General features: G+C 70.8%; 22 protein-coding genes. 14 read left to right on the forward strand and 8 right to left on the reverse strand.

Going from position 1 to position 26,776, the window contains the following annotated elements; genetic code table 11:
- Nucleotides 1-18: 18 nt before the first annotated feature.
- Complete coding sequence (locus AB4Z14_RS04805) at nt 19-1,605, reverse strand: catalase (protein WP_442274202.1); 1,587 nt, start codon at nt 1,603-1,605, stop codon at nt 19-21.
- 66 nt (nt 1,606-1,671) lie between these two features.
- Here AB4Z14_RS04805 and AB4Z14_RS04810 point away from each other — a divergent pair, with 66 nt between their 5' ends.
- From AB4Z14_RS04810 to serS, 3 genes are all read left to right on the forward strand, one after another.
- Complete coding sequence (locus AB4Z14_RS04810; protein ID WP_442274203.1) at nt 1,672-2,205, forward strand: hypothetical protein; 534 nt, start codon at nt 1,672-1,674, stop codon at nt 2,203-2,205.
- Between the two features lie 149 nt (nt 2,206-2,354).
- Entirely contained in the window at nt 2,355-3,521 is a 1,167-nt protein-coding gene (locus tag AB4Z14_RS04815; protein ID WP_442274332.1) for an IS30 family transposase, read from the forward strand.
- A 173-nt stretch (nt 3,522-3,694) separates the two neighbouring features.
- On the forward strand, nt 3,695-5,020 hold the full coding sequence (gene serS / locus AB4Z14_RS04820) for a serine--tRNA ligase (protein WP_442274204.1): 1,326 nt from the start codon (nt 3,695-3,697) through the stop codon (nt 5,018-5,020).
- A 47-nt stretch (nt 5,021-5,067) separates the two neighbouring features.
- Here the strand turns inward: serS and AB4Z14_RS04825 are convergent, their stop codons facing one another.
- The 6 genes from AB4Z14_RS04825 to AB4Z14_RS04850 all read right to left on the reverse strand — a co-directional run bounded on the left by AB4Z14_RS04825 (nt 5,068) and on the right by AB4Z14_RS04850 (nt 10,362).
- Nucleotides 5,068-6,114: a Gfo/Idh/MocA family protein gene (locus AB4Z14_RS04825; RefSeq protein ID WP_442274205.1), complete on the reverse strand. Its 1,047-nt coding sequence runs from the start codon at nt 6,112-6,114 to the stop codon at nt 5,068-5,070.
- A 45-nt stretch (nt 6,115-6,159) separates the two neighbouring features.
- On the reverse strand, nt 6,160-6,900 hold the full coding sequence (locus AB4Z14_RS04830; protein ID WP_442274206.1) for a GntR family transcriptional regulator: 741 nt from the start codon (nt 6,898-6,900) through the stop codon (nt 6,160-6,162).
- 66 nt (nt 6,901-6,966) lie between these two features.
- A complete protein-coding gene (locus AB4Z14_RS04835) occupies nt 6,967-7,380 on the reverse strand; it encodes a universal stress protein (RefSeq protein WP_442274207.1) in 414 nt (137 codons plus the stop codon).
- Nucleotides 7,381-7,393: 13 nt separating this feature from the next.
- A complete protein-coding gene (locus AB4Z14_RS04840) occupies nt 7,394-8,209 on the reverse strand; it encodes an ATP-binding cassette domain-containing protein (RefSeq protein ID WP_020143647.1) in 816 nt (271 codons plus the stop codon).
- 1 nt (nt 8,210) lies between these two features.
- Entirely contained in the window at nt 8,211-9,272 is a 1,062-nt protein-coding gene (locus AB4Z14_RS04845) for an ABC transporter permease (RefSeq protein ID WP_020143648.1), read from the reverse strand.
- A gap of 88 nt (nt 9,273-9,360) precedes the next feature.
- Entirely contained in the window at nt 9,361-10,362 is a 1,002-nt protein-coding gene (locus tag AB4Z14_RS04850) for a substrate-binding domain-containing protein (protein WP_442274208.1), read from the reverse strand.
- A 563-nt stretch (nt 10,363-10,925) separates the two neighbouring features.
- On the opposite strand from AB4Z14_RS04850, the gene AB4Z14_RS04855 reads away from it, so the two are divergent.
- From AB4Z14_RS04855 to AB4Z14_RS04905, 11 genes are all read left to right on the forward strand, one after another.
- Nucleotides 10,926-11,930: a Gfo/Idh/MocA family protein gene (locus tag AB4Z14_RS04855; protein ID WP_442274209.1), complete on the forward strand. Its 1,005-nt coding sequence runs from the start codon at nt 10,926-10,928 to the stop codon at nt 11,928-11,930.
- A 14-nt stretch (nt 11,931-11,944) separates the two neighbouring features.
- Nucleotides 11,945-12,958 carry a 5-dehydro-2-deoxygluconokinase gene (iolC, locus tag AB4Z14_RS04860; protein ID WP_442274210.1) on the forward strand — a complete coding sequence of 338 codons (1,014 nt, stop codon included), beginning with the start codon at nt 11,945-11,947 and terminating at the stop codon, nt 12,956-12,958.
- Entirely contained in the window at nt 12,955-13,878 is a 924-nt protein-coding gene (locus AB4Z14_RS04865; RefSeq protein WP_442274211.1) for a Cgl0159 family (beta/alpha)8-fold protein, read from the forward strand. The genes iolC and AB4Z14_RS04865 overlap by 4 nt, the downstream gene beginning before the upstream one ends.
- Nucleotides 13,875-14,795, forward strand: coding sequence for a 5-deoxy-glucuronate isomerase (iolB, locus tag AB4Z14_RS04870; protein ID WP_442274212.1), 921 nt, complete (start codon nt 13,875-13,877; stop codon nt 14,793-14,795). The genes AB4Z14_RS04865 and iolB overlap by 4 nt, the downstream gene beginning before the upstream one ends.
- Nucleotides 14,792-16,762 (forward strand): 3D-(3,5/4)-trihydroxycyclohexane-1,2-dione acylhydrolase (decyclizing), encoded by a 1,971-nt coding sequence (iolD, locus tag AB4Z14_RS04875; protein ID WP_442274213.1) that lies wholly within the window; start codon nt 14,792-14,794, stop codon nt 16,760-16,762. The genes iolB and iolD overlap by 4 nt, the downstream gene beginning before the upstream one ends.
- Nucleotides 16,759-17,640, forward strand: a complete 882-nt coding sequence (locus AB4Z14_RS04880; protein ID WP_442274214.1) for a sugar phosphate isomerase/epimerase family protein — start codon at nt 16,759-16,761, stop codon at nt 17,638-17,640. Before iolD ends, AB4Z14_RS04880 begins: the two co-directional genes overlap by 4 nt.
- Nucleotides 17,641-17,737: 97 nt before the next feature.
- On the forward strand, nt 17,738-19,237 hold the full coding sequence (locus AB4Z14_RS04885) for a CoA-acylating methylmalonate-semialdehyde dehydrogenase (RefSeq protein ID WP_442274215.1): 1,500 nt from the start codon (nt 17,738-17,740) through the stop codon (nt 19,235-19,237).
- Nucleotides 19,238-19,269: 32 nt separating this feature from the next.
- Nucleotides 19,270-20,202, forward strand: coding sequence for a TIM barrel protein (locus AB4Z14_RS04890; RefSeq protein ID WP_442274216.1), 933 nt, complete (start codon nt 19,270-19,272; stop codon nt 20,200-20,202).
- Nucleotides 20,203-20,235: 33 nt separating this feature from the next.
- Nucleotides 20,236-21,240, forward strand: a complete 1,005-nt coding sequence (locus AB4Z14_RS04895; protein ID WP_442274217.1) for a Gfo/Idh/MocA family protein — start codon at nt 20,236-20,238, stop codon at nt 21,238-21,240.
- Nucleotides 21,241-21,504: 264 nt separating this feature from the next.
- Nucleotides 21,505-23,322 carry an amino acid permease gene (locus AB4Z14_RS04900; RefSeq protein WP_442274218.1) on the forward strand — a complete coding sequence of 606 codons (1,818 nt, stop codon included), beginning with the start codon at nt 21,505-21,507 and terminating at the stop codon, nt 23,320-23,322.
- 3 nt (nt 23,323-23,325) lie between these two features.
- On the forward strand, nt 23,326-24,222 hold the full coding sequence (locus AB4Z14_RS04905; RefSeq protein ID WP_442274219.1) for a universal stress protein: 897 nt from the start codon (nt 23,326-23,328) through the stop codon (nt 24,220-24,222).
- Between the two features lie 30 nt (nt 24,223-24,252).
- Here AB4Z14_RS04905 and uvrA read toward each other — a convergent pair whose 3' ends face one another.
- Nucleotides 24,253-26,739 (reverse strand): excinuclease ABC subunit UvrA, encoded by a 2,487-nt coding sequence (gene uvrA, locus AB4Z14_RS04910; RefSeq protein WP_442274220.1) that lies wholly within the window; start codon nt 26,737-26,739, stop codon nt 24,253-24,255.
- Nucleotides 26,740-26,776 lie beyond the last annotated feature (37 nt).

Consider the following 26,776-nt stretch of genomic DNA (forward strand, 5'->3'; position numbering starts at 1 on the left):
CTGGGGCGAAACGCCTCGTCAGTGGGCCGCGTTCGTCTTCGTCTCGACGATCGGGTCGTTGACGACCTTGGCGTCGTCGGCGTCTCCGCCCGGGTTGGCGCCGCCGAGGCCGGCGCGGACGAGCTCCTCGATCTGCTTGCCCGTCTCGGCGTCGACGCTCTTCCAGTAGTCGAAGGCGCGCTCGAGCACTGGGGACTTCACGCCGCCGAGCAGGTGGCCGGCCACCGTCTCGGTGAACGTCTCTCGCTGGGCGTCGTCCCAGACCTCGCGGACGAGCAACCCCGCCTGGCTGAAGTCGTCGTCGTCCTCGCGCAGCGTGTAGGCCTGGCGCACCATGGCGCCGTCGGTCTCCCAGCCCTCCTCGACCTCACCGACCTCGTCGGCGTAGCCGCGGCCCTCGCTGTTGGGGGCGTAGACGGGCAGGTCGCCGTGGTGGTCGTAGGCCATCGGGCCGTCCTGGGTGTAGGTGTTGAGGCCCTCGACGCGCGGCCGGTTGACCGGCAGCTGGAGGTAGTTCGGGCCGATGCGGTAGCGGTGCGTGTCGCTGTAGGCGAAGACGCGGCCGAGCAGCATCTTGTCGGGCGAGAAGCCGATGCCCGGTACGACCGCCGACGGCTCGAAGGCCGCCTGCTCGATCTGCGCGAAGAAGTTGTCGGGGTTGCGGTTCAGCGTCATCGTGCCGACCGTGATGAGCGGGTAGTCGCGGTGCGGCCACACCTTCGTCAGGTCGAACGGGTTGAGGTGGTAGGTCTTCGCGTCCTCGTAGGGCATGGCCTGGATCGACAGCGTCCAGCTCGGGAAGTCGCCCGCCTCGATCGCGTCGTGGAGGTCGCGGCGGTGGTGGTCGGCGTCCTGACCGGCGATCCGCTCGGCCTCGGCGCCGGTCAGGCCCTCGACCCCCTGGTTGCTGTGGAAGTGGTACTTGACCCAGTGCTTGTCTCCGGCCTCGTTGACCCAGAGGAAGGTGTGGCTGCCGTAGCCGTTCATGTGGCGGAACGTCTTCGGGATGCCGCGGTCGCCCATGAGGTAGGTGACCTGGTGCGCCGACTCCGGGTTGAGGCTCCAGAAGTCCCACTGCATGTGGTTGTCGCGCAGCCCCGAGCCGCCGCGGCGCTTCTGGCTGCGGATGAAGTGCGGGAACTTCATCGTGTCGCGGATGAAGAAGACCGGGGTGTTGTTGCCGACGAGGTCGTAGTTGCCCTCGGTCGTGTAGAACTTCAGCGCGAAGCCGCGCGGGTCGCGCCACGTGTCCGGGCTGCCCTGCTCGCCGGCGACCGTCGAGAAGCGCGCGAGCATCTCGGTGCTGGCGCCCTTCTGGAAGAGCGCGGCCTTGGTGTAGGCCGACACGTCCTCGGTCGTCTCGAAGGTGCCGAACGCGCCGGAGCCCTTGGCGTGGACGTTGCGCTCCGGGATGCGCTCGCGGTTGAAGTGCGCCATCTGGTTGAGGAAGTGGTGGTCGTGCAGCAGGATCGGGCCGTCCGGGCCGACCGTGAGCGAGTTGCGGTCACTCGGCGCCGGTGCTCCGGTCTCGGTGTGCGACCCGAGTCGCGCCTCCTCGCTCGGGGCCGTCTCGATGGACTCGCGGGACTTCGTGCTCTCACTCATGTCTGCTCCTTCGACGTCTGTACAGGGGCCATACCCAGTCGGCCCGGCCGGTCCTAGAGTCGGGTCATGAGGCTGCGCCGTGTCGTCGAGGCCGTGCCGGTGGTGGCCGCGGTGGCCACGGCCCTGCTGGCTGCCGGGTGCACGACCGACGGAGGCGTGCGCGTGTCGCCCACGGTTGGCGTGTCCGCGGGGACCGCGACGCCCGAGGTCTCCCTGACGCCCATCGACCCCGGGCCACCCCCCGCCGTTACGGTGCCTCCGCCGGTGGCCGGTGAGGTGGCGCGGGTGGTCGTGACCAAGCAGGGCTCGGGCAAGGCGTTCCGCAACGTCCCCGGCGTGCCGGTCGCCGAGGGGCACACCTACACGGTCGAGGTCGCCTGCGCCGCCGGTCGGGCCACGGAGGGCTCGAGCTACGCCGTCTACGACGCCGCGCCCGGCACGTGGGGCCACGGCGAGCCGCTCTACTCGCGCCCGTTTGCGTGCGACGGCGCCGTGCAGCGGACCGTGCACCTCGGGCTGCCGTCCGGGCGGGTCCAGATCGACGTCCGCGGCCTCCCGGCCGACGCCGTGACGGCATACGCCCTCATCCGCCCCGAGTAGTCGAGTGAGCGCCCCGCCCCACTCGAGTGAGGGCGGTCTCAGATCGTCTGCGCAACACGGATGTCGTGTGAGGCGGGACGATGACTGCAGGGCTGAGGCGGTATTCGGTAGGTCAGCGGGAGCAGGCGTTGGGGCTGCTCGAGGCGGGCATGTCGGGACTGGAGGTGGCCCGGCAGGTCGGGGTGGACCGGTTCGCGGTCGCCCGCTGGGCCAAGGTGGCCGGCATGAGGATGCGGATGGGACCGGTTGGTGGGCTGGTCAACCCGACGTTGGCGGCGCCGTCGGTACACGGCGACTTCACCGACGCTCGGGGCCGGTTGACCGAGGCCGGTCGGGGCCTGATCGCGCTGCGGCTACGTGAGGGCCGCTGCCCGGCCCGGATCGCGGCCGAGCTGGGCGTGCACCGCTCGAGCGTGACCCGCGAGCTGCGCCGCAACCGCGTCGCCGAGGTGTACTCGGTGCGGGTCGCCCAGGCACGCACCGTCACCAACCGGGCCCGCCCGCAGCCGCGGAAGCTGGACCGGCCCGAGCACGCCGGCCTGCGCACGGTCGTCCTCGAGGGATTGACCTCGCACTGGTCCCCGCAGCAGATCCAGGGCGAGCTGCTCGCGCGGTTCCCCCACGATGAGTCCATGCGGATCTCCCACGAAACTCTCTACCAGGCCCTCTACGTGCAAGGCCGCGGCAGCCTGCGCGCCGAGCTGGCCCGGGAGAAAGCCCTGCGCAGCGGGCGCACCTCGCGCGTACCGGCCTCGAAGCTGGCCACCCGGCCCCGCGGAAAGTCCTGGGTCGGGGACGCCACGATCACCGCCCGCCCGGCCGAGGCCACCGACCGCGCCGTCCCCGGGCACTGGGAAGGCGACCTGGTCATCGGAGCCCGCGGCTCCAGCGCCCTGATCACCCTGGTCGAGCGGGCCACCCGGTACGTGATGCTCGCGCGACTACCGGGCCGGCGCGACGCCGCCACCGTCACCGACCGGCTCACCGCGATGATCACCACGCTGCCCGCCCACCTGGCCAAGACCCTGACCTGGGACCAAGGCGCCGAACTGGCCGACCACGCCCGGTTCACCATCGCCACCGACTGCAAGGTCTACTTCTGCGACCCGCACTCGCCCTGGCAGCGCGGCACCAACGAGAACACCAACGGCCTGATCCGCGAGTTCTTCCCCAAAGGCACCAGCTTCACCACCGTCACCGACGAGCAGATCACCCACGTCGAACAACTGCTCAACACCCGCCCCCGAGCCACCCTCGGCTTCCACACCCCCGCCCATAAACTCAAAGCACTACTCACCGTTGCGCACACGCCCTGAAACCGCCGAGCGCGCGGTAACAGTCGAGCGAGCGCGCCGCCCCACGCGTCACGCGACGGATGGGACGGAGTGCTCAGTCGTGTGTGGTCAAGCGCTCACTCGAGGTGGGGAGGGTGGGGGACCGGCGGGATCTCGGTCGTGGGTCCGCGGGGCGCGCGGATAGGCTGGCCCGCGTGATCGACATCAAGCTCGTGCGCGACGAACCCGACCGGGTCCGCGCCTCGCAACAGGCCCGTGGTGAGGACCCGGGGATCGTGGACGCGATCCTCGCTGCCGACGAGCGCCGTCGATCGTCCCTCGGCGACTTCGAGAGGCTGCGCGCCGAGCAGAAGACCGTCAGCAAGTCGGTCGGCGCGGCCATGGGTGCCTTCCAGAAGGCGAAGAAGTCGGGCGCCGACGACGCCGACCACCTGGAGAAGGTGGCGCACGAGGCGCGGGCGCACGCCGGCACGCTGAGCGAGCAGGTCAAGTCGCTCGAGAGCGACGCCGACGAGGCCGGGGCCGAGCTCGAGCGCCTGCTCCGCCGGGTCGGCAACGTCATCATCGACGGTGTGCCCGTCGGCGGTGAGGACGACTACGTCGTGCTCGAGACCGTTGGAACGCCAAGGGATTTCGAGGCCGAGGGCTTCGAGCCGCTCGACCACCTCGCGCTCGGCGAGAAGCTCGGCGCCATCGACATGGAGCGCGGCGCCAAGGTCGGTGGTGCGCGCTTCTACTACCTCACCGGCGTCGGCGCCCTCCTCGAGCTGGCGCTGCTCAACATGGCGATGGCCCAGGCGACCGCGTCCGGCTTCACGCCGATGATCACGCCGACGCTCGCGCGCCCGGAGGTCATGGTCGGCGCCGGCTTCATGGACGCGCACGCCGACGAGGTCTACCACCTCGAGGCCGACGACCTCTACCTCACCGGCACCTCGGAGGTCGCCCTCGCCGGCTACCACTCCGACGAGATCATCGACCTGACGAACGGCCCGAAGAGGTATGCCGGGTGGTCGGCGTGCTACCGCCGCGAGGCGGGGTCGCACGGCAAGGACACCCGCGGCATCATCCGCGTGCACCAGTTCCACAAGGTCGAGATGTTCAGCTACTGCCGTCCCGAGGACGCCGAGGCCGAGCACCAGCGCCTGCTCGCGTGGGAGCAGGAGATGCTCGCCAAGATCGAGGTGCCCTACCGGATCATCGACACGGCGGCCGGCGACCTCGGTGGTCCGGCCGCCCGCAAGTTCGACTGCGAGGCCTGGGTGCCGACGCAGGGCAAGTTCCGCGAGCTGTCATCGACGTCGAACTGCACGACCTACCAGGCGCGCCGGCTCAACACCCGCGAGCGCGACCCGAACGGCTCGGGCACCCGCGCCGTCGCGACGCTCAACGGCACGCTGGGCACGACGCGCTGGCTCGTCGCGATCCTCGAGAACCACCAGCAGGCCGACGGCTCGGTCCGCGTGCCCGAGGCCCTGCGCCCCTTCCTCGGCAGGGACGTCCTGACCCCGCTGTCCTGACCACCCGGTTGAGGTGGGCGCGCCGCTGCAACGTGCGCCCGATCACCTCAAACCGCGGGGGAGTAGGTGACGCCGACCTGTCTCGTGACCTCGTCGAGGGCACGCATGTTGGCGTGGACCGACGCTGCGTCGTGCAGGGGAGACTCGAGCAGGCCGTCGCCGATGCAGCGGGCCGCCTCGAGGGCCGAGTGGTAGAGCGCGCCGTGGCCGATCGGCTCGGGGTCGGTCCACGTCACCGAGCCTGACCCGTCGGCGGAGGTGACGACGACGTCGCCGGGCATGAAGAACGGTCCGGGCAGGGTCAGCGTGGCCTCCGTCCCGGCGATGGTGGCCGCCGTGGGCGTACGCGTGAGCAGCGTCGAATGGAGCACGCTCGTCGCGTCGCCGGCGTGGGTCAGGAGCATCGCGGCCTGGCCGTTGACCCCGGACGCGGTCGACTCGCCGGACGCCAGGACGCGCGTGGCCGGGCCGAGCGCCCATGTCGCCAGCGTCGTGACGTAGGTGCCGAGGTCGAGGAGCGAGCCGCCGGCCATGGCCGGGTCGAGGATGCGGTGCGGCGGGTCGAAGTGCTCGCCGTGGTCGGCGATGACGGTGCGCACCTCGCCGAGGAGGCCCGCGTCGAGCACCTGCCGCACGACGTCGAAGCGCGGCAGGAAGAGCGACCACATGGCCTCCATGCAGAAGACGCCGGCGGCCGCGGCAGCAGCCGAGATCGACTGTGCCTCAGACGCATCGAGACCCAGTGGCTTCTCGACGAGGACGTGCTTGCCGGCCCCGACGGCCAGGAGTGCGCCGGCCAGGTGCGCGTGGTGCGGCGTCGCGACGTACACGACGTCGACGTCCGGGTCGCTCATGAGTGCCTCGTGGCTCGCGTGCGTCCGCAGTTCACCCGCACCCCGGGCGAAGGCGTCGGCCGAGGCCTGCGACCGCGACCCCACGGCCACGACCTGCTGCGTCGTCGAGGCCCGGAGCGATGCGACGAAGCGTGACGCGATCCACCCCGTGCCGAGGATGCCCCAGCGAAGGCTGGGCACGCTGTCGGGCGTCGGACGACGTGGGGCAGGGAGGGCGGTGGGCAGCGAAAGGGTCGACACGGCATACCTTCTCGGTGGTCGGGTGCGCGACCGACGCCGGCGCGGTCAGCGCTCGTCGAGCATGACCTCGATGGAGTAGTCCTGGGCGCGGTAGCAGTGGTCGCCGTACTCGACGGGGCCGCCGACGGCGTCGAACGCGGTGCGCGACATCGTCAGGACCGGCTGGGACGGCGTGAGGTTCAGGTGCTTGCGTTCGGAGGCCGACGGCTGCCGCGCACCGATGCGCTGGTGGGCCACGACGGGCTTGCCGCCGCGAGCACGGAGCAGGGCGTAGAGGCCGTCGTGCTCGAGGTCCTCGCAGCTGATGTCGGAGTAGGCCGGCGGCAGCCAGTTGCGCAGGATCGCGAGCGGCCGGTCGCCGTCGAGACGGAGCCGGACGAGGCGCAGCAACGGCGTGTCGGCCGGGAGGCCCATCGCCGTCGCCGCGACCTCGTCGGTCGTCACCTCGTGCGTCAGCACCTGGGTGCGAGGGTCCCCCGAGCCCTCGCGCCGCAGGTCGTCGTAGAGGCTCGTCAGCTCGGCCCGCCGGTGGATCTGGCGGCCCGCGACCGTCGTGCCGAGACCTCGCCGCCGGAGCAGGAGGCCCTGCCCGACGAGCTCCTGGATGGCCCGCCGCACCGTCGGTCGCGACAGGCCGAGCCGGTCGGCCATCGCGACCTCGTTCTCGAACGGGTCCCCCGGCTGGAGCACGCCGTCCGCGATGGCCGCGCTCAGCTGCTCGGCCAGCTGGTGGTAGAGCGGGACCGGCGTCTCGCGGTCGATGCGGACGTCAACGGGCTTGGGCATGGCCGCAGACTAACGAGACGATTCGGTCATGCACGCACGTGTTCATGTCAGCACACCCTCGTGTCATCACCTCGGGCTCTTGACGACGAGAACGGGCACGTCCGCGTCGAGGATGATGTTCTGCGCGACGCTGCCGAGGAAGGCCTTGCCCATCGGCGAGCGGCGCCGGGCCCCGATGACGAGCAGGTCCGGACCGAGCTCGTGCACGGTCGCGAGGATCGCCTCGGAGACGTCCGCGATGTCCCGGCCCCCGGGGACGAGGCGCACGTCCCACTGGAGGTCGGGCAGGCAGGCGGCCTCGAGCGCGCTCTCGACGGCATCGGAGATACCGGCCTTGTTGGCCTCCGCGATGTCGTTGTCGAGCGACTCGACGACGTGGACGACGAGGAGGTGGGTCCCGCGGTATGCCGCCTGGCGGGCTCCCTCCTGGAGCGCGAGCCCGCTCGAGCTGCGGGTGTGGTGGGCGACGGCGACGCTCATGACGCCACCCCGCTCACTTCTGCAGCTCGTGCGAGAGCTCGGTGAGCTCGTCGCCGCCGGCCATCTGGCGGGTGAGCTCGTCGAGACCGACGTCGGCGCGCTTCTTGTCGAGCACGGCCTGGCCGAGCTTGAGGATGACGAAGTGGTTGCCGACGAGGTAGGCGTGGTGCGGGTTGTGGGTGATGAAGACGACACCGAGGCCGGCGTCGCGGGCCGCAGCCGTGTACTTGAGCACGACGCCGGACTGCTTGACGCCGAGGGCCGCGGTCGGCTCGTCGAGGATCAGCACGCGGGCGCCGAAGTAGACGGCCCGGGCGATCGCGACGCACTGGCGCTGGCCACCTGAGAGGGTGCCGATCGGCTGGTTGATGTCCTTGACGACGACGCCCATCTTGCGCAGCTCCTCGTCGGCGATGCGCTTCATGTCGGCGATCCGGAGGGTGGCGAACGGGCCCCGGCCGCTCGTCAGCTCGGAGCCGAGGAAGAAGTTGCGCCACACCTCCATGAGCGAGACGACGGCGAGGTCCTGGTAGACGGTCGCGATGCCGTGGTCGAGGGACTCGCGCGGCGAGGAGAAGCTGACCTCCTTGCCGTCGACCTTCATCGTGCCCTCGTTGTGCGGGTGGAGGCCGGCCATGATCTTGATCAGGGTCGACTTGCCGGCGCCGTTGTCGCCGAGGACGCAGGTCACCTCGCCGGCGCGCACCGTGAGGTTGATGCCCTTGAGGGCGCGGATGGCGCCGTACGTCTTGCCGACGTCCTTCATCTCGATGAGCGGCTCGCCCGAGTGGAGCTCCGGGTCCGCGTGCTCGGACAGGGTGTCAGTCATGTCAGCCCACCTTTCGGGCGGTCGAGAGCTTCTTGACGTAGAGGTTGACCATGACGGCGAGCAGGAGCATGACGCCGAGGAAGGCCCGGAACCAGTTGGGGTCCCAGCCGGCGTAGACGATGCAGAGGCTCGTCATGCCGAAGATGAACGCGCCGATGGCGACGCCGATGGCGTTGCCGTAGCCGCCGGTGAGCAGCGTGCCACCCACGACCGCGGCGATGATGTAGAGGAACTCGTTGCCGATGCCGTTGCCGGCCTGGAGGGTGTCGAACTTGTAGAGCGTGTGCATGCCGACGAACCAGCCGAGGAACGACACGCTCATGAACAGGCCGATCTTGACGGCCTTGACCGGGACGCCGACGGCACGGGCGGAGTCGGCGTTGCCGCCGACGGCGTAGATCCAGTTGCCGATCTTGGTGCGCTGGAGGATGAACGCCGACAGGGCGACGAAGAGGAACCACCAGAGGACGGTGATCTCGACGGTGACACTGCCGATCTTGAAGCTCGAGGCGAAGATCGCGTCGAGGGTCTTGTAGCCGTCCATCTGGTTGATGTTGGGCGTCGAGACCGAGCCGGTGACGAGCTTCGTGACCCCGAGGTTCGCGCCCTGCAGCACGAAGAACGTGCCCAGGGTGATGAGGAAGCTCGGTATGCCGGTCCTCACCACCAGGTAGCCGTTGAGGAAGCCGATGGCGAGGCAGAAGACGAGCGAGAGCACGGCGCCGACGATGAGGTTGATGCCGAGCTGGTAGCAGAACATCGCGTTGACGAGCCCCGCCGTGGTGACGATGACGCCGGCGGAGAGGTCGAACTCGCCGCCGATCATGAGCATTCCCACGGCGACCGCGACGATGCCGATGGTGGAGGACTGGTAGAGCACGGTGAAGAACGACGCGGGCGACCGGAAGGCCGGGGCGACGATGAGGAAGAAGACGAAGATGACGATCGCCGCGACGAGGGCCCCGACCTCGGGGCGGGCGAGCAGGCGGTTCGACCAGCCGAGCGTGACCCTGTTCGACGCCTCGGCTGGTGCCGAGGGTGGAGTCTTGGTGGTTTGACTCATGGACCTCTCCGATCCGGTTTGACGAGCGAGCAGTGGAGTGCGGGAAGGGCGGCCGGCCCTGGTTGCCCTGGCCGGCCGCCCCGGTGGGTCAGCGCGTGTTGTTCTTGGCGAACGGGAGGATCACGGCGATGTTCTTCGAGTCCACGAACGACGGTCCGGTCAGGACGGCGAGGCCGCCACCGATGTCGTTGCCGTTCTTCTTGTTGAGGTAGAGCGACTGGATGGCGAGGTAGCCCTGCACGTAGGGCTGCTGGTCGACCGAGAACTGGATCTTGCCGTCCTGGATCGCCTGCGCGGCGTCGACGTTGAGGTCGAAGGTGGCGAGCTTGGCCTTGCTGCTGGCTGCGTCCATCGCCTTGAGGGCGTCGAGGGCGATCGGGGCGCCGAGCGTGACGATCCAGTCGATCGAGCTGTCCTGCGCGAGCTTGGCCTGCAGGGCCGAGACGACCGACGGGTCGTCGGCGCCGTTGACCTGGATGTTCTCCGTGGCGGGGATGCCCTTCTTGACGCCGGCGCACCGGGCCTCGAGGGCCACCGAACCGGCGGCCTGGATGACGCAGAGGACCTTCTTGCCACCGGCGGCGGCGATGCGCTTGCCGGTCGCCTCACCGGCGAGGTTCTCGTCGGAGCCGAAGTACATCTTGGCGCCGACCTGCTGGTACTGGTCGATGCCGGAGTTGAAGGCGACGACGGGGATGCCGGCGTCGTTGGCAGACTTGACCGCACCGGCGAGGGCGTCGGGCGTGGCGAGCGTCGTGGCGATGCCGTCGACCTTCGAGTCGATCGCGTTCTGGATCAGCGTCGCCTGCTTGGCCGGGTCGGGGTCGTTGGAGTACTTGAGCGTGATGCCGCTGTTCTTCGCTGCCTGGGTGGCGCCGGCCTTGATCTTGTCCCAGAAGGTGTCGCCGGGGGTCTCGTGGGTGACCATGGCGAACGTGTAGCCGGAGTTGTCGCCGGCGCCGCTGCCGCTGCCGGCGTTGGCGGTGCTGGCGGGGGCTCCGCCGCTGCTGCACGCCGCGAGGGCGAGGGCGGCGGCCGTGGCCATCCCGGCTGCGACGGTCAGGCTCTTGCGAGTCCGAGTCGGAGTCATCGTTGATTCCTTTCGTTGCGTCGCGGTGGCCCGGTCGCCGGAGTGGCGCGACGTTCTGTGACGGTCGATCCGTCGATCAGGGTGGAGCCCGTATGCCGTGTGCCTGGCACGTGAGGTGCGGGCTGGAGGGGTGTCGGGTCGTGTCGACCCGGCCGGTGCGCCTGTGGTGCGCGTGGGCTGAGCGGTCTGGCTGCGTCGCGTCCGGTGAGGACGGTGTGGGGCGAGGTCGTCGCCCGGAAGGTGTGCGGGGATCTCGGCGAGCTCCGGCGACGTGGTGGGTCTCCGTGCTCGCACTGGCTCCTCCGTCGCGGGCGGACATCGGTGTCGATGTCTGCCGGTCCCGGCGTCGGTGCCAGCGATTGGAGGATGCTCCTCTTCCTGCATGCATGTCAAGAGATTGATCAAACATCAGAATGTCCTAACATTTGCTTGACATGGCGACGGCCACGGCAGGACCATCGTTCTCGAAGGGACGACGACGTCGAGGCGTTCGCCGTCCGGACCTCACGGCGACCACCCCCACCGGGTCGCCGCCCACCGCGATCACCCAAGGGAGTGTGCACATGCGCATCGGACTGGCCGGAGTCGGCCGCATCGGGGCGTTCCACGCCGAGACCCTCCGCGACCTGTCCGACGTCGACGAGGTCGTCGTCTCCGACCTGGACGCCGACGCCGCCCGCGCCGTCGCGGACAAGCTCGAGGTCGGCTTCGCCGCCTCGCCGGCCGAGCTGCTCGCACAGGGCGTCGACGGCTTCGTCATCGCCACGGCGACGCCGGGACACGCGCCGCTCATCCGTCTCGGTCTCGAGGCCGGCGTCCCCACCTTCTGCGAGAAGCCGGTGGCCGCCACGCTCGACGAGACGCTGGACCTCGCGCGGCTCGTCCGCACGACGAGCACGCCCGTCCACGTCGGCTTCCAGCGCCGCTTCGACCGCGGCTACCAGCGCGCCCAGCAGGCCGTGGCCGGCGGCGAGCTCGGCTTCGTCCACAGCATCCGCGCGCAGACGCACGACCAGGCGCCGCCCCATGCCGCCTACATCCCGACGAGCGGCGGCCTCTTCCGCGACTGCTCGATCCACGACTTCGACATCCTCCGCTTCGTCACCGGCCGCGAGGTCGCCTCGGTGTACGCGACCGGCGCCAACAAGGGCGCCGCGTTCTTCTCCGAGGCCGGCGACGTCGACACCGCCGCGGCCGTCCTGACGCTCGACGACGGCACGCTCGTCAACCTCTCCGCGACGCGCTACAACGGCGCTGGCCATGACGTGCGCATGGAGGTCCTCGGCAGCGACGGCACGATCGGCGTCGGCTACGACGACTCGCTCGCCGTCACCTCCGCCGAGCCCGGTGCCACCTACCCGGTCGGCCCCCGCCACTGGTCGTTCATGGAGCGCTTCCTGCCGGCCTACCGCGCCGAGCTGACGGCCTTCGCGGCCGTCGTCCGCGGGGCGCTGGCCTCGCCGTGCACCGTCGACGACGCGCTCCAGGCGTTCCGCGTCGCCGAGGCCTGCGAGCTCTCCCGGCGCGAGGGTCGCGTCGTCTCGCTCGACGAGATCCCGAGCCTGTGAGCGACGTGGACGCCATGGACACCACGACCCCCGCGGCCGGCGACACGGCATACGACGTCGTCGCGATCGGCCGCACGGGCGTCGACATCTACCCGCTCCAGCACGGCGTGGGGCTCGAGAAGGTGCGCACGTTCGAGAAGTTCCTCGGCGGCAGTGCGACGAACGTCGCGGTGGCGGCGGCCCGCCACGGGCACCGGACCGCGCTCGTCACGCGGACCGGGCAGGACGCGTTCGGCCGCTACGTCCACGAGGCGCTGCGCGACTTCGGGGTCGACGACTCCTTCGTCTCCGCCGTCGCCGGCCCGCCGACCCCCGTCACCTTCTGCGAGGTCTTCCCGCCCGACGACTTCCCGCTGTACTTCTACCGCTACCCGACCGCTCCGGACCTCATGATCGAGGCCGACGAGCTGCCGCTGGACGCGATCCGTGACGCCGGCGTCTTCTGGGCGACCGTCACGGGGCTTTCGCAGGAGCCGAGCCGGGCCGCGCACTTCCGCGCCTGGGACGTCCGGGCCCGCCGCACCCACACGGTGCTCGACCTCGACTACCGGCCGATGTTCTGGTCCGACCCGGCCGAGGCGAGCGTGCAGGTCGGGCGTGCGCTCGACCACGTGACCGTCGCCGTCGGCAACCGCGAGGAGTGCGAGGTCGCCGTCGGCGAGACCGACCCCCAGCGAGCAGCCGACGCGCTGCTCGAGCGCGGCGTCGAGCTCGCCGTCGTCAAGCAGGGCCCCAAGGGGGTGCTCGCCGCGACCCGCGACGAGCGGCTCGAGGTCCCGCCCTTCCCCGTCGACGTCGTCAACGGCCTCGGTGCCGGCGACGCGTTCGGGGGCGCCCTCTGCCACGGCCTGCTCGAGGGCTGGGACCTGCGGCGCGTCCTCGAGTTCGCGAACGTCGCAGGTGCGATCGTCGCCAGCAAGCTCGAGTGCTCCACCGCGATGCCGACCTCCGCCGAGGTCGACGAGCGCCTGGCCGCCGCCGGCCGGCAGGCCTCACCGTTCGCCACCACCGCCGAGGAGGCGCGATGACCACCACGCAGCACGAGCCCACCGTCAGCCCGAGCGTCCGGGTCGCCGACCTGACCGAGATCCGCGTGCGCGAACCCGGGCGCATCGCCGCCGCGTGGGCCGCGCGCCGCCGCCGTCCACTCGTCCAGGCGGACGGCCGGATGCTCCTCGTCGCCGCCGACCACCCCGCGCGCGGTGCCCTCGGCGTCCGCGGCGCCGGCGCCGCCATGGCGAGCCGCAGCGACCTGCTCGAGCGTCTCGTCACGGCCCTCCGGCGGCCCGGCGTCGACGGCGTGCTCGGCACGCCCGACGTCCTCGACGACCTGCTCCTGCTCGGCGCCCTCGACGACAAGATCGCCATCGGCTCGATGAACCGCGGCGGCCTCCAGGGAGCCAGCTTCGAGCTCGACGACCGCTTCACCGCCTACACCGCGGCCGAGATCGCGGCGCGCGGCATCGACGGCGGGAAGATGCTGACCCGCATCTGCCTCGACGACCCGGGCGCGGTGGCCACCCTCGAGGCGAGCGCCCACGCCGTCACCGAGCTCGCCGAGCACCAGGTCATGGCGATGGTCGAGCCGTTCCTCTCGACGCGCGAGGGCGGTCGGGTCGTCAACCAGCTCGACCCCGACTCGACGATCAAGTCGGTCCACATCGCCGCGGGCCTCGGCGCCTCGAGCGCCTACACGTGGCTCAAGCTTCCCGTCGTCGACGAGCTCGACCGCGTCATGGACGCGACGACCCTGCCGACGCTCCTCCTCGGCGGGGACCCCCAGGGCGACCCGCAGGACACGTACGCCTCGTGGGGCCGCGCGCTCGACCTGCCCGCCGTGCGCGGTCTCGTCGTCGGCCGCGCCCTGCTCTTCCCGCCCGACGGGGACGTCGCCGCGGCCGTCGACATCGCCGCCGGGCTGGTGCACGGGAGCGGGGTCCGCGCGTGAGCGACAACGAGCGCTGGGTGCGCCCCCTGGGGAGCGCCGGCACGGCGGAGTGGTCGGTCGCCATCGACGACGCCCTCGACGGGTGGTCGCACACCCGGTTGTATGCCGCCGCGCTGGCTGCCGGGGAGAGCCGCACCGTCGCGGCCGGGGAGTGGGAGCACGTCGTCGTGCCGCTCTCGGGATCCGTCGCCGTCACGGCCGTCGACCCCGAGGGTCTCGAGCACGAGGCCGTCCTCGCGGGTCGGGCCTCGGTCTTCGCCGGGCCCACCGACGTCGCCTACGCCGCGCGCGACTGCGACGTCACGGTGACCGCCGAGGGCGGTCCCGCCAGGATCGCCGTCTGCGGCGCCCGCGCGACGCGACGGCACACGCCGCCGTTCCGTCACGTGGGCGTCGCTGACGTGCCCGTCGAGCTGCGCGGCGCCGGCGTCGCGTCCCGCGAGGTCCGCAACTTCGGCATCCCCGGCGTCCTCGACGCCGACTCGATCATCGCCTGCGAGGTCATCACCCCCGGCGGCAACTGGAGCTCCTACCCGCCGCACAAGCACGACGAGGAGCGGCCGGGGGTCGAGACGGAGCTCGAGGAGATCTACTACTTCGAGGTCGCCCCGTCGGCCAGTGCTCCGGAGGCCGCGGGTACGAGTCCGGTCGGCTACCAGCGGGTCTACGGCACGGACGACCGGCCGATCGACGTGCTCGCCGAGGTGCGCTCGGGCGACGTCGTCCTCGTGCCGCACGGCTGGCACGGCCCGGCGATGGCCGCCCCCGGCTACGACCTCTACTACCTCAACGTCATGGCCGGCCCGGGTGCCGAGCGGGCCTGGCTCATCTGCGACGACCCCGCACACGGCTGGGTCCGCGACACGTGGTCCGACCAGCCGGTCGACCCCCGACTTCCCCTTGGAGGTGCTCGATGACGAGCGACACCCACGCGGCCGGGACGGTGCGTCTGACCGTGGCCCAGGCCGTGGTGCGCTTCCTCGCCAACCAGTGGAGCGAGCGCGACGGCGAGCGGCAGAAGCTCTTCGCCGGCTGCTTCGGGATCTTCGGCCACGGCAACGTCGCCGGGATCGGCCAGGCGCTGCTGCAGAACGAGCTCGCCGACGGGGAGGAGCACCTTCCGTACGTGCTCGCCCGCAACGAGCAGGCGATGGTCCACACGTCCGTCGCCTACGCCCGCCAGAAGGACCGCCTGCAGACGTGGGCGTGCACCGCGTCCGTCGGTCCCGGCTCGACGAACATGCTGACCGGCGCCGCCCTGGCGACGATCAACCGTCTGCCCGTGCTGCTGCTCCCGTCTGGCACCTTCGCGACGCGAGTGTCGTCCCCGGTGCTCCAGGAGCTCGAGCTGCCGTATGCCGCCGACGTGACGGTCAACGACGCCTTCCGCCCGCTGTCGAAGTTCTTCGACCGGGTCAGCCGTCCCGAGCAGCTGCCGTCGGCGCTGCTCGGTGCGATGCGGATGCTCACCGACCCCGTCGAGACGGGCGCCGTGACGATCTCGCTGCCGCAGGACGTCCAGGCCGAGGCGCACGACTGGCCGCTCGAGCTCTTCGCGCCGCGCACGTGGCGGGTGGCGCGTCCGCTGCCCGAGGCCGTCGACGTCGCCGACGCCGCAGCGGTCATCCGCTCGGCGAAGCGGCCCCTCGTCGTCGCCGGTGGCGGCGTGCACTACAGCGGCGCCGAGGAGGCGCTGCGCGCGTTCTGCGAGGCCACGGGCATCCCCGTCGGTGAGTCGCAGGCCGGCAAGGGGTCCCTGCCGCACGGGCACCCGCAGGAGATGGGCGCGGTCGGCTCGACCGGCACGACGGCCGCCAACGCGCTCGCCGCAGAGGCCGACGTCGTCATCGGCATCGGCACACGCTGGAGCGACTTCACCACCGCCTCGCGGACAGCCTTCCAGGACAACGGGGTCCGCTTCGTCAACGTCAACGTCGCGCGCTTCGACGCCGGCAAGCACTCGGGGCTCTCGGTCGTCGCCGACGCCCGGGAGGCGCTCGTCGCGCTGACCGCTGCGCTGGACGGGTATGCCGTCGACGACGCCCACCGGTCACGCCAGGCCGCGCTGTGGGCCGAGTGGGACGCCTCGGTCGAGGCGGCCTTCCACCCGGCTCCGGAGGTCACCGACCGGCTGGCCGATGGCCTGCTCACCCAGGGCCAGGTGCTCGGCGCGGTCAACGAGCTGACCGACCCCCGCGACGTCGTGCTCTGTGCGGCGGGCTCGATGCCCGGCGACATCCACAAGCTGTGGCGGGTGCGCGACCGCAAGGCGTACCACGTCGAGTACGGCTACTCCTGCATGGGTTACGAGGTGCCGGCCTCGCTCGGCATCCGTCTCGCCGACGAGTCGCGCGACGTCTTCGCCATGGTCGGCGACGGCGGCTACCTCATGATGCCGACCGAGCTCGTCACGGCGGTGCAGGAGCGCATCAAGGTCATCGTCGTCCTCGTGCAGAACCACGGCTTCCACTCGATCGGCTCGCTGTCGGAGTCGCTCGGCTCGCAGCGCTTCGGCACGAGCTACCGCTTCCGTGGTGAGTCGTCCGGGCGCCTCGACGGTGACGTCCTGCCCGTCGACCTCGCCGCCAACGCGCGCTCGCTCGGCGCGCACGTCATCGAGGTGCACTCGCTCGACGAGCTGCACCAGGCGATCAAGGAGGCCAAGGCCGCTCCGGCCGACGGCGGGCCCGTGGTCATCCACGTCGAGACCGACCCGCTCGTCCACGCGCCCGACAGCGCGTCATGGTGGGACGTGCCGGTCTCGGAGGTCAGCGACCTCGACACGACGCGCACGGCATACGCCGTGTACGTCGACCACAAGACCACCCAGCGTCCGTTCATCACTCCCGTCGGCACCACCTCTCACCCGGAGTCCTCGTCATGAAGCTCGCCCTCGACCCGTACATGTTCCGTGAGACGCCGCTGCTCGAGCTGCCCTCTCTCGTGGCCGACCTCGGCTACGAGTGGATCGAGCTGTCGCCGCGCGACGACTTCATCCCCTTCTTCAACCACCCGCGCGTCGACGACGCGGGCGTGGCCGCGTTCCGGTCGGCGCTGGCGTCGGCGGGGGTCGGGGTGTCGTCGCTCCTGCCACTCTTCCGGTGGTCGGGTCCCGACGAGGACGACCGGAAGGCGGCCGTGCGCTACTGGACGCGCGCCATCCAGATCGCCAGCGACCTCGGTGTCGACACGATGAACTCCGAGCTCAACGGCAACCCCCGCGAGGCGGCCGTCTGCGAGCGGATGTTCTGGCAGTCGATGGAGGAGCTGCTGCCCGTCTTCGAGAAGGAGGGGATCCGGCTCGTGCTCGAGCCGCACCCCGACGACTGGGAGGAGGACGGCAAGCGCGCCGTCGACGTCATCAGGGGGATCAACAGCCCCAACGTGTCGTTCCTCTACTGCGCGCCGCACACCTTCCACCAGGGCAACGATCCCGACGGGATCATGGACAAGGCCGGCGACCTGCTGACGATGGTCCACGTCGCCGACGCCTACGACCACTCCGCGTCGTCCGGGCTGCGCTACATCGTCAACCCGCCTGGGTCGCAGGTCACGGTGCACCAGCACCTCGACATCGGGCAGGGCGAGGTCGACTTCGGCCAGTTCTTCGCCGGCCTCGAGCGCATCGGCTTCGACGGCATCGTCACGTCGTGCGTCTTCGCTTGGGAGGACCGCGCGCGTGAGTCGAGCACCTACATGCGCGACACCATCCGCTCCTACCTCGACAAGTGGTCGACGCCGCCGACGCTCGTCTCGCCCTGAGCCACCGAGGATCCGAGCCGATCCCAGTCGTTCCTCCTCGAGCCGGCCATCCGGCACACGCCCCCTCCGCCTTGATCTGAATTCGAAGGACACCGCCATGAGCACGCCCACCCGCATCACCCACCTCATCGACGGCCAGCCGTGGACCGGCACCGCCGAGCGCACGTCACCCGTCTTCAACCCCGCGACGGGGGAGCAGTCCGGCGTGCTCGACCTCGCCTCGGCCTCGCTCGTCGACGAGGTAGTCACGTCCGCCGCCTCCGCGTGGGAGGAGTGGGCCGACGCCTCGCTCGCCAAGCGCTCGGGCGTGCTCTTCGCCTTCCGCGAGCTGCTCAACGAGCGCAAGGAGGACGTCGCGGCGCTCATCACGGCCGAGCACGGCAAGGTGCTCTCCGACGCGCTCGGCGAGGTGACGCGCGGCCTCGAGGTCGCCGAGTTCGCCTGTGGCATCCCGCACCTCATGCGCGGCGGCTTCTCGGAGAACGCCTCGACGAACGTCGACGTCTACTCGATCCGCCAGCCGCTCGGGGTCGTCGCCGTCATCTCGCCGTTCAACTTCCCGGCGATGGTGCCGATGTGGTTCATCCCGATCGCCATCGCGTGCGGCAACGCGGTGATCCTCAAGCCGTCCGAGAAGGACCCCTCGGCCGCGATCGCGGTCGCGGCGCTCTGGAAGGAGGCCGGCCTGCCCGACGGTGTCATGCAGGTCGTCAACGGCGACAAGGAGGCCGTCGACGCGCTGCTGACGCACCCCGACGTGAAGTCGGTGTCGTTCGTCGGCTCGACGCCGATCGCGAAGTACGTCTACGAGACGGGCACCGCGCACGGCAAGCGGGTCCAGGCGCTCGGCGGCGCCAAGAACCACATGCTCGTCCTGCCGGACGCCGACCTCGACCTCGCCGCGGACGCGGCGGTCAACGCCGGCTTCGGCTCGGCGGGGGAGCGGTGCATGGCGATCTCGGCACTCGTCGCCGTCGAACCCATCGCGGACGAGCTGATCTCGAAGATCAAGGACCGCATGGGCAAGCTCGTCACCGGTGACGGCACGCGCGGCTGCGACATGGGACCGCTCGTCACCTCGCAGCACCGCGACAAGGTGACGTCCTATCTCGACGCCGGGGTGTCCGAAGGTGCGACGCTCGTCGTCGATGGTCGACAGGACTCCTACGAGTCCGACGGGGAGGGCTACTTCCTCGCGCCGACCCTCTTCGACCACGTCAAGCCCGGCATGTCGCTCTACGACGACGAGATCTTCGGTCCGGTGCTGTCGGTCGTTCGCGTCGGCTCCTACGACGAGGGCCTCACGCTCATCAACAGCAACCCCTACGGCAACGGCACGGCGATCTTCACCAACGACGGTGGCGCGGCCCGCAAGTTCCAGCGCAACGTCGAGGTCGGCATGGTCGGCGTCAACGTGCCGATCCCCGTGCCGGTGTCGTACTACTCCTTCGGCGGGTGGAAGAACTCGCTCTTCGGCGACACCCACGCCCACGGCATGGAGGGCGTCCACTTCTTCACCCGCGGCAAGGTCGTCACGTCGCGCTGGCTCGACCCGAGCCACGGCGGCCTCAACCTTGGCTTCCCCCAGAACGACTGACCCGCAACACTTTTCGAGAGGAACGAACGACCATGGCCGAGTCCAAGGCCCGCAACACCGACGACCGCTACAGCAAGCTGACGATCGGTGTCTGTCCTGACCAGTGGGGCGTCTGGTTCCCCGAGGACGAGAAGCAGATCCACTGGGAGACCGCGCTCGACGAGATGGCCGAGGCCGGCTTCTCGGTCATGGAGACGGGGCCGTTCGGCTACTTCCCCAAGGACCCGAAGCGCCTGCAGGAGGAGATGGACAAGCGCGGCTTCCAGGTCGTCGCCGGCACCGGCTGGGGCATCCTGCACAAGCCGGAGGCCTGGGCCGACACGGAGAAGACCTTCCGCGAGATCGCCGAGACGCACGCCGCCGTCGGGGCGGAGTACATCGTGCACCTGCCGCCCCTCTTCCGCGACGACAAGACGTGGGAGTTCACCGACGACCGCGTGCTGTCGACGGAGGCGTGGAACGCCTACATCTCCAATGCCGACAAGCTCGGTCGCATCATGAAGGAGGACTACGGCCTCAAGATGGTCCTCCACCCGCACGGCGACAGCCACATCGAGACGCCCGAGGACATCGACCGCGTCTTCCAGGCGACCGACCCCGACTACGTCGGCTTCTGCCTCGACACCGGCCACATCGTCTACGGCGGTGGGGACCCGATGGAGCTGTGCCGCACGTACCCCGAGCGCATCTCCTACGTCCACATCAAGGCGATGGACGAGGGCCTCGTCAAGCAGGCCCACGACGAGGACTGGCCCTTCGGTCTCGCTGTCGCCAAGGGCTGCTCCGTCGCGCCGCCGGCCGGCGCGCCGGACATGCCGTCGCTCATCGAGGCTCTGGCCGACCTCGACAAGGAGCTCTACGTCGTGTGCGAGCAGGACATGTACCCGTGCGAGCCGTCCTACCCGCTGCCCAACGCCATCCAGACCCGCGAGTACCTCGCGTCCATCGGCCTCGGCCTCCGCTGAGCCCCTGCTCTCGCTGACGAAGGAGTCACACCAATGACCGTACGCATCGGCATGATCGGCCCGGGCGGCATGGGCCGGGCGCACATCGACCGGATCCACACCGTCATCGCGGGCGGGCGGGTCGTCGCCGTCTCCGACGTCGACCCCGCCCGAGCGGCCGAGGTGGCGTCGCGGATCGACGGGGCGGCATACGCGTCCTCGGCCGAGCTCATCGCCGCCGACGAGGTCGACGCCGTCATGATCTGCAGCTACGGGCCGGCGCACGAGGTGGACGTGCTCGCCGCCATCGCGGCGGGCAAGCCCGTCTTCTGCGAGAAGCCGCTGACGCCGACGGCGGAGGCCGCGCTGCGGATCATGGAGGCTGAGCAGGCGGCTGGGCGGCGTCTGGTGACAGTGGGATTCATGCGGCGCTTCGATCGCAGCTACCGCGAGATGAAGACGCTGCTCGACTCGGGCGAGCTCGGCGAGACGCTCATGGTCCACTGTGCACACCGCAACCCGACCGTGCCCGAGCACTACACGTGGGACATGGCGATCAACGACACCGCGATCCACGAGGTCGACACGATGCGCTGGCTGCTCGGCGAGGAGTTCGTCTCGGCGCGCGTCGACAAGCCGAAGAAGACGTCGCTGCGCTTCGAGCACCTCCAGGACCCACTCGTGCTCATCCTCGAGACGGAGTCGGGGGTGCGCGTCGACGACGAGATCTTCGTCAACTGCCAGTTCGGCTACGACATCCGCTGCGAGGCGGTTGCCGAGAAGGGCACGGTGTCGTTGGGCGACCAGAACGCCATCGTCGTGCGCGACGGCGTCGGGGTGCGCAACGCCATCGCCCGCGACCACAACGACCGCTTCTGGGGCGCCTTCGTCACGGAGGTGCAGGAGTGGATCTCCGCAGTGGCGCGGAGCGAGCACACGGGGTCGACGTCGTGGGACGGGTATGCCGCCGCGTGCGTCTGTGACGCCGGTGTCCGAGCGCTCACCGACGAGGGCGTCGTCAAGGTCGAGATGATCGCGAAGCCGGACTTCTACGCCTGACGTCGGGCGCCGGCCGGCTCACGGCCACACCGACGGAACGCGGTGGATCGCCSGCACCAGGTGCCGGCGATCCACCGCGGTGAACGCTCGGATCGCCCTGATCGGCAACGTTGGACTCGCGTGGACAGATGGTCCGGTCGTGGCTACTTTGGGCAGATCGTCGCGGGGGCGGTCAGCCTCCTCGGTCCGATCGAGAGGGCTGTCCCATGTCTCGTCACGTGAACCCCTGTCAGTGCTCCACCACCATGGATCGGACGGCCTGACGTGGCCGGCGCGGGGCCGGAGCTCAAGCGGTCGCTCAACCAGCGGCAGCTGACGATGATCGCCATGGGCGGCGTCATCGGGGCGGGCCTGTTCGTCGGCTCGGGCACCGTCATCCACGACACCGGCCCCGGGGCGTTCATCACCTACGCCCTGTGCGGCGTCCTCATCATCATGGTGATGCGGATGCTGGCCGAGATGGCCGTGGCCAACCCGTCGACCGGCTCGTTCGCCGACTACTCCCGCAAGGCGCTCGGTGACTGGGCGGGCTTCTCCGTCGGCTGGCTCTACTGGTACTTCTGGGTCATCGTCGTGGGCTTCGAGGCCGTCGCCGGCGCCAAGGTCATCAACTTCTGGCTGCCGGGGGTGCCGACGTGGGTGCTGAGCCTCCTGCTCATGCTCCTCATGACGGGCACCAACCTCATCTCGGTCTCGTCGTTCGGGGAGTTCGAGTTCTGGTTCGCCGGGATCAAGGTCGCGGCGATCATCGTCTTCCTCGCCTGCGGTGCCCTCTTCGTCTTCGGCATCTGGCCGAACGCCGACTTCGACTTCAGCAACCTCACCGCGCACGGCGGCTTCTTCCCCAACGGCGGACTGGCGGTCACGGCGGGTGTCGTGACGGTGATCTTCTCGATGGTGGGCGCCGAGATCGCGACCATCGCCGCAGCCGAGTCCGACAACCCGGAGCGGGCCGTGTCCAAGGCCGCGAACTCCGTCATCACCCGCATCGCCATCTTCTTCGTCGGCTCGATCTTCCTGCTCGCGGTGATCCTGCCGTGGAACTCGGCCACCCTGGAGGCGTCGCCCTACGTCGCGGCCTTCCAGGAGATGGGCATCCCGTACGCCGACCACGTGATGAACGCGGTCGTGCTGACCGCCGTGCTCAGCTGCCTCAACTCCGGCCTCTACACGGCGTCCCGGATGCTCTTCGTGCTGGCCGCCCGCCGGGAGGCACCCGCCTCGATGGTCTCGGTGAACTCCCGTGGCGTGCCGATGGTTGCCATCCTGGCCTCGTCGGTCGTCGGCTTCCTCGCCGTCATCATGGCTGCCGTGTCGCCCGACACCGTCTTCTCGTTCCTGCTCAACTCGTCCGGCGCCGTCATCCTCTTCGTCTACCTGCTCATCGCCGTCTCGCAGATCATCCTGCGCTACCGGGCTGACGCGTCGACGCTCAAGGTGAAGATGTGGTGGTTCCCCGCCCTGTCGGTCATCACGGCGCTCGGCATCGTCCTGGTGCTCGTCCAGATGGGACTCACGGAGGACGTGCGCATCCAGCTCGTGCTGAGCCTCGTGTCGTTCGGCATCGTGCTCGTCCTCTTCTTCATCAACCGGGCCCGCATCGCCCGCCTACCCGAGCGGGTCGCGCCCGACCACACCGGTGAGGCACGGCGCGTGCTCGTGCTCGCCAACCAGACCCTCGAGGCCGACGAGCTGATGCGCGAGCTCCAGCGCATCGACGCCATGGGCAAGGCGACCTACTACGTCTGCGTCCCGGCCAGCGCCGTCGAGACGGGCACCGCCTCGACGCACGGCGCCGTGTCCGTCGCCGAGGCGACGACCGAGGCGGCGCAGGCCCGGCTGGACCGGACCCTCGACGCCCTCACGGCGCACCACCTCGACGCGACCGGCGGGCTCGGCGACTACCGGCCCCTGCGTGCCCTCCGGGCGGCGGTGAGCCACTTCGACCCCGACCAGATCGTCATCGTGACGCTGCCTGCCTCGGACTCGATCTGGCAGCGCTTCGAGGTCGTCGACCGGGCCGGCGAGCTCGGTTTGCCGGTGACCCACGTCGAGGCCGCCTCGCTCGTCATGCAGGCCTGAGCCGTGGCCATCGTCGTCGCCTACACGGCGCAGGACAGCGGCGCGTCGGCGCTCGAGCTGGCCGCCGTGCTGTCTCGGTCGACGGGTGAGCCCCTCACCGTTGCCGTCGTCGTGACGACCCCGCACGCAGCCGGGGCCGCGGAGTTCGTCGACGGGGACTACCTCGGGCCGCTCCGCGACTGGGGCGAGTCGGTCCTCGAGCAGGCCCGGGCGGCGCTGCCTCCTGACGTCGAGGCGAGCTTCGTGGTGCGTGCGGCATCGTCGATCCCCGCCGGCCTGCTCGAGCTGGCGGCCGAGGTCGACGCGTCCGCCCTCGTGCTCGGCTCGTCGAGCAAGGGCGCGCTGGGTCGCATCTCCTTCGGCAGCGTGACCGACCGGCTCGTGCACTCGGCGCCCCTGCCGGTGCTCCTGGCCCCCCTCGGATACCGACCCACGCCGGGCTCTCGCATCCGCCGGGTCAGCATCGGCTTCGGCGGGTCTGCGGGCGCGTCGCACGTGGCGGCCGCGGGGGCCGGGGTCGCCGAAGCCCTCGGTGCGAGCCTGCGGGCCGTGTCGTTCGCCGTCCGGCCGCCCAAGCGGATCTACGGCAGCGTCGAGGAGTCGGCCGACGACCTCGTCGTCGACCGGTGGGTGGCGCGCACGACGAGCGCTCTCCGCGCCCAGGTGGGAGCCCACGACGCCGCACTGGCCGAGCGTCTCGCCCGGTCGCTCGTCGTCGGCGAGGGGGTCTCGTGGAGCACGGCGATCTGGGACGTCGAGTGGAGCGACGGCGACCTGCTCGTCGTCGGTCCCAGCTCGTCGGCCCCGGCGGCCCGGCTCTTCCTCGGCTCGCGCGCCTCGAAGATCATCCGCTCGACGCCGGTGCCCGTCTACCTCGTGCCGGCCCCTCGAGCAGGCTGAGCCTCCTTCTGCACCAGGCAGATCCGGCCGCTACCGGTCCGTGTTGGAGGAGAGCTGGGCGGCGAGGTAGGGCGCTGTCGCACTCCCCTCGACTCCCGCGACCTGCTCCGGGGTGCCCGTCGCCACGACACGGCCTCCCGCGTCCCCACCGCCCGGGCCGAGGTCGATGACCCAGTCCGCGCTGACGATGGTGCCGAGGTCGTGCTCGACGAGCACGACGGTGTTCCCGGCGTCGACCAGCGTGTGGAGCTGGCGCAGCAGCAGGGCGATGTCAGCCGGGTGCAGCCCGGCCGTGGGCTCGTCGAGGAGGTAGAGGGCGTGCCCGCGCCGGGCCCGCTGGAGCTCGGTCGCCAGCTTGATCCGCTGGGCCTCCCCACCGCTCAGCTCGGTGGCGGGCTGACCGAGACGCAGGTAGCCGAGCCCCACCTCGCGCAGCGTCGTGAGGCTGCGCGCGGCGGCCGGCACGTCGGCGAGGAAGTCGGCGGCCTCCTCGACGGAGAGGGCCAGCACGTCGGCGACGTTCTTGCCGCGGTAGGTGATCTCGAGCGTCGCGGCGTTGTAGCGCGCGCCGTGGCAGGTCGGGCACGGCGCATACGTGCCGGGCAGGAAGAGCAGCTCGACGGAGACGAAGCCCTCGCCCTGACACGTCTCGCAGCGTCCCTCGGCGACGTTGAAGGAGAAGCGGCCCGCGCCGTAGCCGCGCTCGCGCGCCTCGGGGGTGGCGGCATACAGCTTGCGCACGGCGTCGAAGAGGCCGGTGTACGTGGCGAGGTTGGAGCGCGGGGTGCGCCCGATGGGCCGCTGGTCGACACGGACGAGCCGATCGAACGACTCGAGGCCGGTGGCGTCGTCGACGTCGATCTCGAGCTCGGTCTCCTGGGGGTCGTCGGGGCTCTGGCCGAGGTGGCGGCGGACGAGCTCGGAGAGCACCTGGGTGACGAGCGTCGACTTGCCCGACCCCGAGACGCCGGTGACGGCCGTCAGGACGCAGAGCGGGACGTCGACGGAGACGTCGTCGAGGTTGTGCCGGCTGATCCCGCGCAGGTGCAGCCAGCCCTGGGGCTCGCGCTGCGGTCGCGGGGGACGCTCGGCGCGGCCGAAGAGGTGGTGCCCGGTGACCGAGGCCTCGACGTGCTCGAGTCCGTCGACCGGACCCGAGTAGAGCACGTGGCCGCCCTGCTCGCCCGCGCCCGGGCCGATGTCGACGACCCAGTCGGCGCGGCGGACGATGTCGAGGTCGTGCTCGACGACGAAGAGCGAGTTGCCGGAGCGCTTGAGCGCGTCGAGCACCTCGAGCAGCGGCGCGGCGTCGGCCGGGTGCAGCCCCGCGGACGGCTCGTCGAGGACGTAGACGACCCCGAAGAGGCCGGACCGCAGCTGGGACGCGATGCGCAGGCGCTGGGCCTCCCCGGGGGAGAGCGTCGTCGAGCTGCGTCCCAGCGAGAGGTAGCCGAGGCCGAGGTCGAGCAGCACCTGGACGCGCGCGAGGAGGTCGGTGCAGAGGCGCACGGCGACCTCGGTGGCCTCGCCCGACGCGGCGGACGACGTCGCCGCGCCGGCCTCGGTCAGCTCGGCGACGGGGCGCACCAGGGCCGCGAGGTCGGTGAAGGACAACGCGTTGGTATGCGCGATGCTCAGCCCGCGGAAGGTGACGGCGAGGGCGTCCTCCCGCAGTCCCGTGCCGTGGCACGCCGGGCACCGGACGCTGCGGACGAAGCGCAGGGCCTTGTCGCGCATCATCTGGCTCTTCGTGTCGGCCAGGGTGTGGCGGATGTGCTTGCGGGCGCTCCAGAAGGTGCCGTGGTAGTCGCGGCCGGTCGTGTCGTCAGCCTCACCGCGCCGGTCGATGAGCACCCGCGGTTGCTCGTCGGTGTAGAGCAACCAGTCGCGGTCCGTGCGGGAGAGGTCACGCCACGGTGCGTCGACGTCGATCCCGAGGGTCCTCGTGACGCGCACGAGGTTCTTGCCCTGCCAGGCGCCCGGCCACGCCGCGATCGCGCCGTCGCGGATGCTCAGGGACGGGTCGGGGACGAGCAGGTCCTCGGCGACGTCATGGGCCTCGCCCAGCCCGTGGCACTCGGGGCATGCCCCGGCGGCGGTGTTGGGGGAGAAGGCCTCTGCCTCGAGGCGGGTCGCGCCGACGGGGTAGGTGCCGGCGCGGGAGTAGAGCATCCGCACGAGGTTGGAGAGGGTCGTCAGCGTGCCGACGGTCGAGCGCGAGCTCGGGGCGCCGCGGCGCTGCTGGAGCGCGACGGCCGGCGGCAGGCCGGTGATCTCCTGCACGTGCGGGGCGCCGACCTGCTGGAGCAGCCGGCGGGCGTAGGGCGCCACCGACTCGAAGTAGCGCCGCTGCGCCTCGGCATAGAGGGTGCCGAAGGCGAGAGAAGACTTGCCCGAGCCGGAGACACCGGTGAAGGCCACCATCGCGTCACGCGGGAGGTCGACGTCGACGGTCTTGAGGTTGTGCTCGCTGGCTCCGCGGACGTGGACGAAGTGGTCGGTCGGGTCGAGGTGCACGTGACCTGTCTAGTCGCTCGGGCCCGGGCGGGCACCA

This window comes from Terrabacter sp. 2TAF16 (genome assembly GCF_052115065.1).
Lineage (GTDB): Bacteria > Actinomycetota > Actinomycetes > Actinomycetales > Dermatophilaceae > Terrabacter.

Bases quoted from the DNA above. Each gene is read 5' to 3' on its own strand.
- AB4Z14_RS04865 (WP_442274211.1), top strand. From the start codon at position 12,955: ATGACCACCACGCAGCACGAGCCCACCGTCAGCCCGAGCGTCCGGGTC.
- AB4Z14_RS04895 (WP_442274217.1), top strand. From the start codon at position 20,236: ATGACCGTACGCATCGGCATGATCGGCCCGGGCGGCATGGGCCGGGCG.
- AB4Z14_RS04810 (WP_442274203.1), top strand. From the start codon at position 1,672: ATGAGGCTGCGCCGTGTCGTCGAGGCCGTGCCGGTGGTGGCCGCGGTG.
- AB4Z14_RS04890 (WP_442274216.1), top strand. From the start codon at position 19,270: ATGGCCGAGTCCAAGGCCCGCAACACCGACGACCGCTACAGCAAGCTG.
- iolC (WP_442274210.1), top strand. From the start codon at position 11,945: ATGGACACCACGACCCCCGCGGCCGGCGACACGGCATACGACGTCGTC.
- iolD (WP_442274213.1), top strand. From the start codon at position 14,792: ATGACGAGCGACACCCACGCGGCCGGGACGGTGCGTCTGACCGTGGCC.
- AB4Z14_RS04815 (WP_442274332.1), top strand. From the start codon at position 2,355: ATGTCGGGACTGGAGGTGGCCCGGCAGGTCGGGGTGGACCGGTTCGCG.
- AB4Z14_RS04840 (WP_020143647.1), bottom strand. From the start codon at position 8,209: ATGACTGACACCCTGTCCGAGCACGCGGACCCGGAGCTCCACTCGGGC.
- AB4Z14_RS04850 (WP_442274208.1), bottom strand. From the start codon at position 10,362: ATGACTCCGACTCGGACTCGCAAGAGCCTGACCGTCGCAGCCGGGATG.
- AB4Z14_RS04835 (WP_442274207.1), bottom strand. From the start codon at position 7,380: ATGAGCGTCGCCGTCGCCCACCACACCCGCAGCTCGAGCGGGCTCGCG.
- AB4Z14_RS04885 (WP_442274215.1), top strand. From the start codon at position 17,738: ATGAGCACGCCCACCCGCATCACCCACCTCATCGACGGCCAGCCGTGG.
- AB4Z14_RS04855 (WP_442274209.1), top strand. From the start codon at position 10,926: ATGCGCATCGGACTGGCCGGAGTCGGCCGCATCGGGGCGTTCCACGCC.
- AB4Z14_RS04845 (WP_020143648.1), bottom strand. From the start codon at position 9,272: ATGAGTCAAACCACCAAGACTCCACCCTCGGCACCAGCCGAGGCGTCG.
- AB4Z14_RS04805 (WP_442274202.1), bottom strand. From the start codon at position 1,605: ATGAGTGAGAGCACGAAGTCCCGCGAGTCCATCGAGACGGCCCCGAGC.
- AB4Z14_RS04880 (WP_442274214.1), top strand. From the start codon at position 16,759: ATGAAGCTCGCCCTCGACCCGTACATGTTCCGTGAGACGCCGCTGCTC.
- AB4Z14_RS04830 (WP_442274206.1), bottom strand. From the start codon at position 6,900: ATGCCCAAGCCCGTTGACGTCCGCATCGACCGCGAGACGCCGGTCCCG.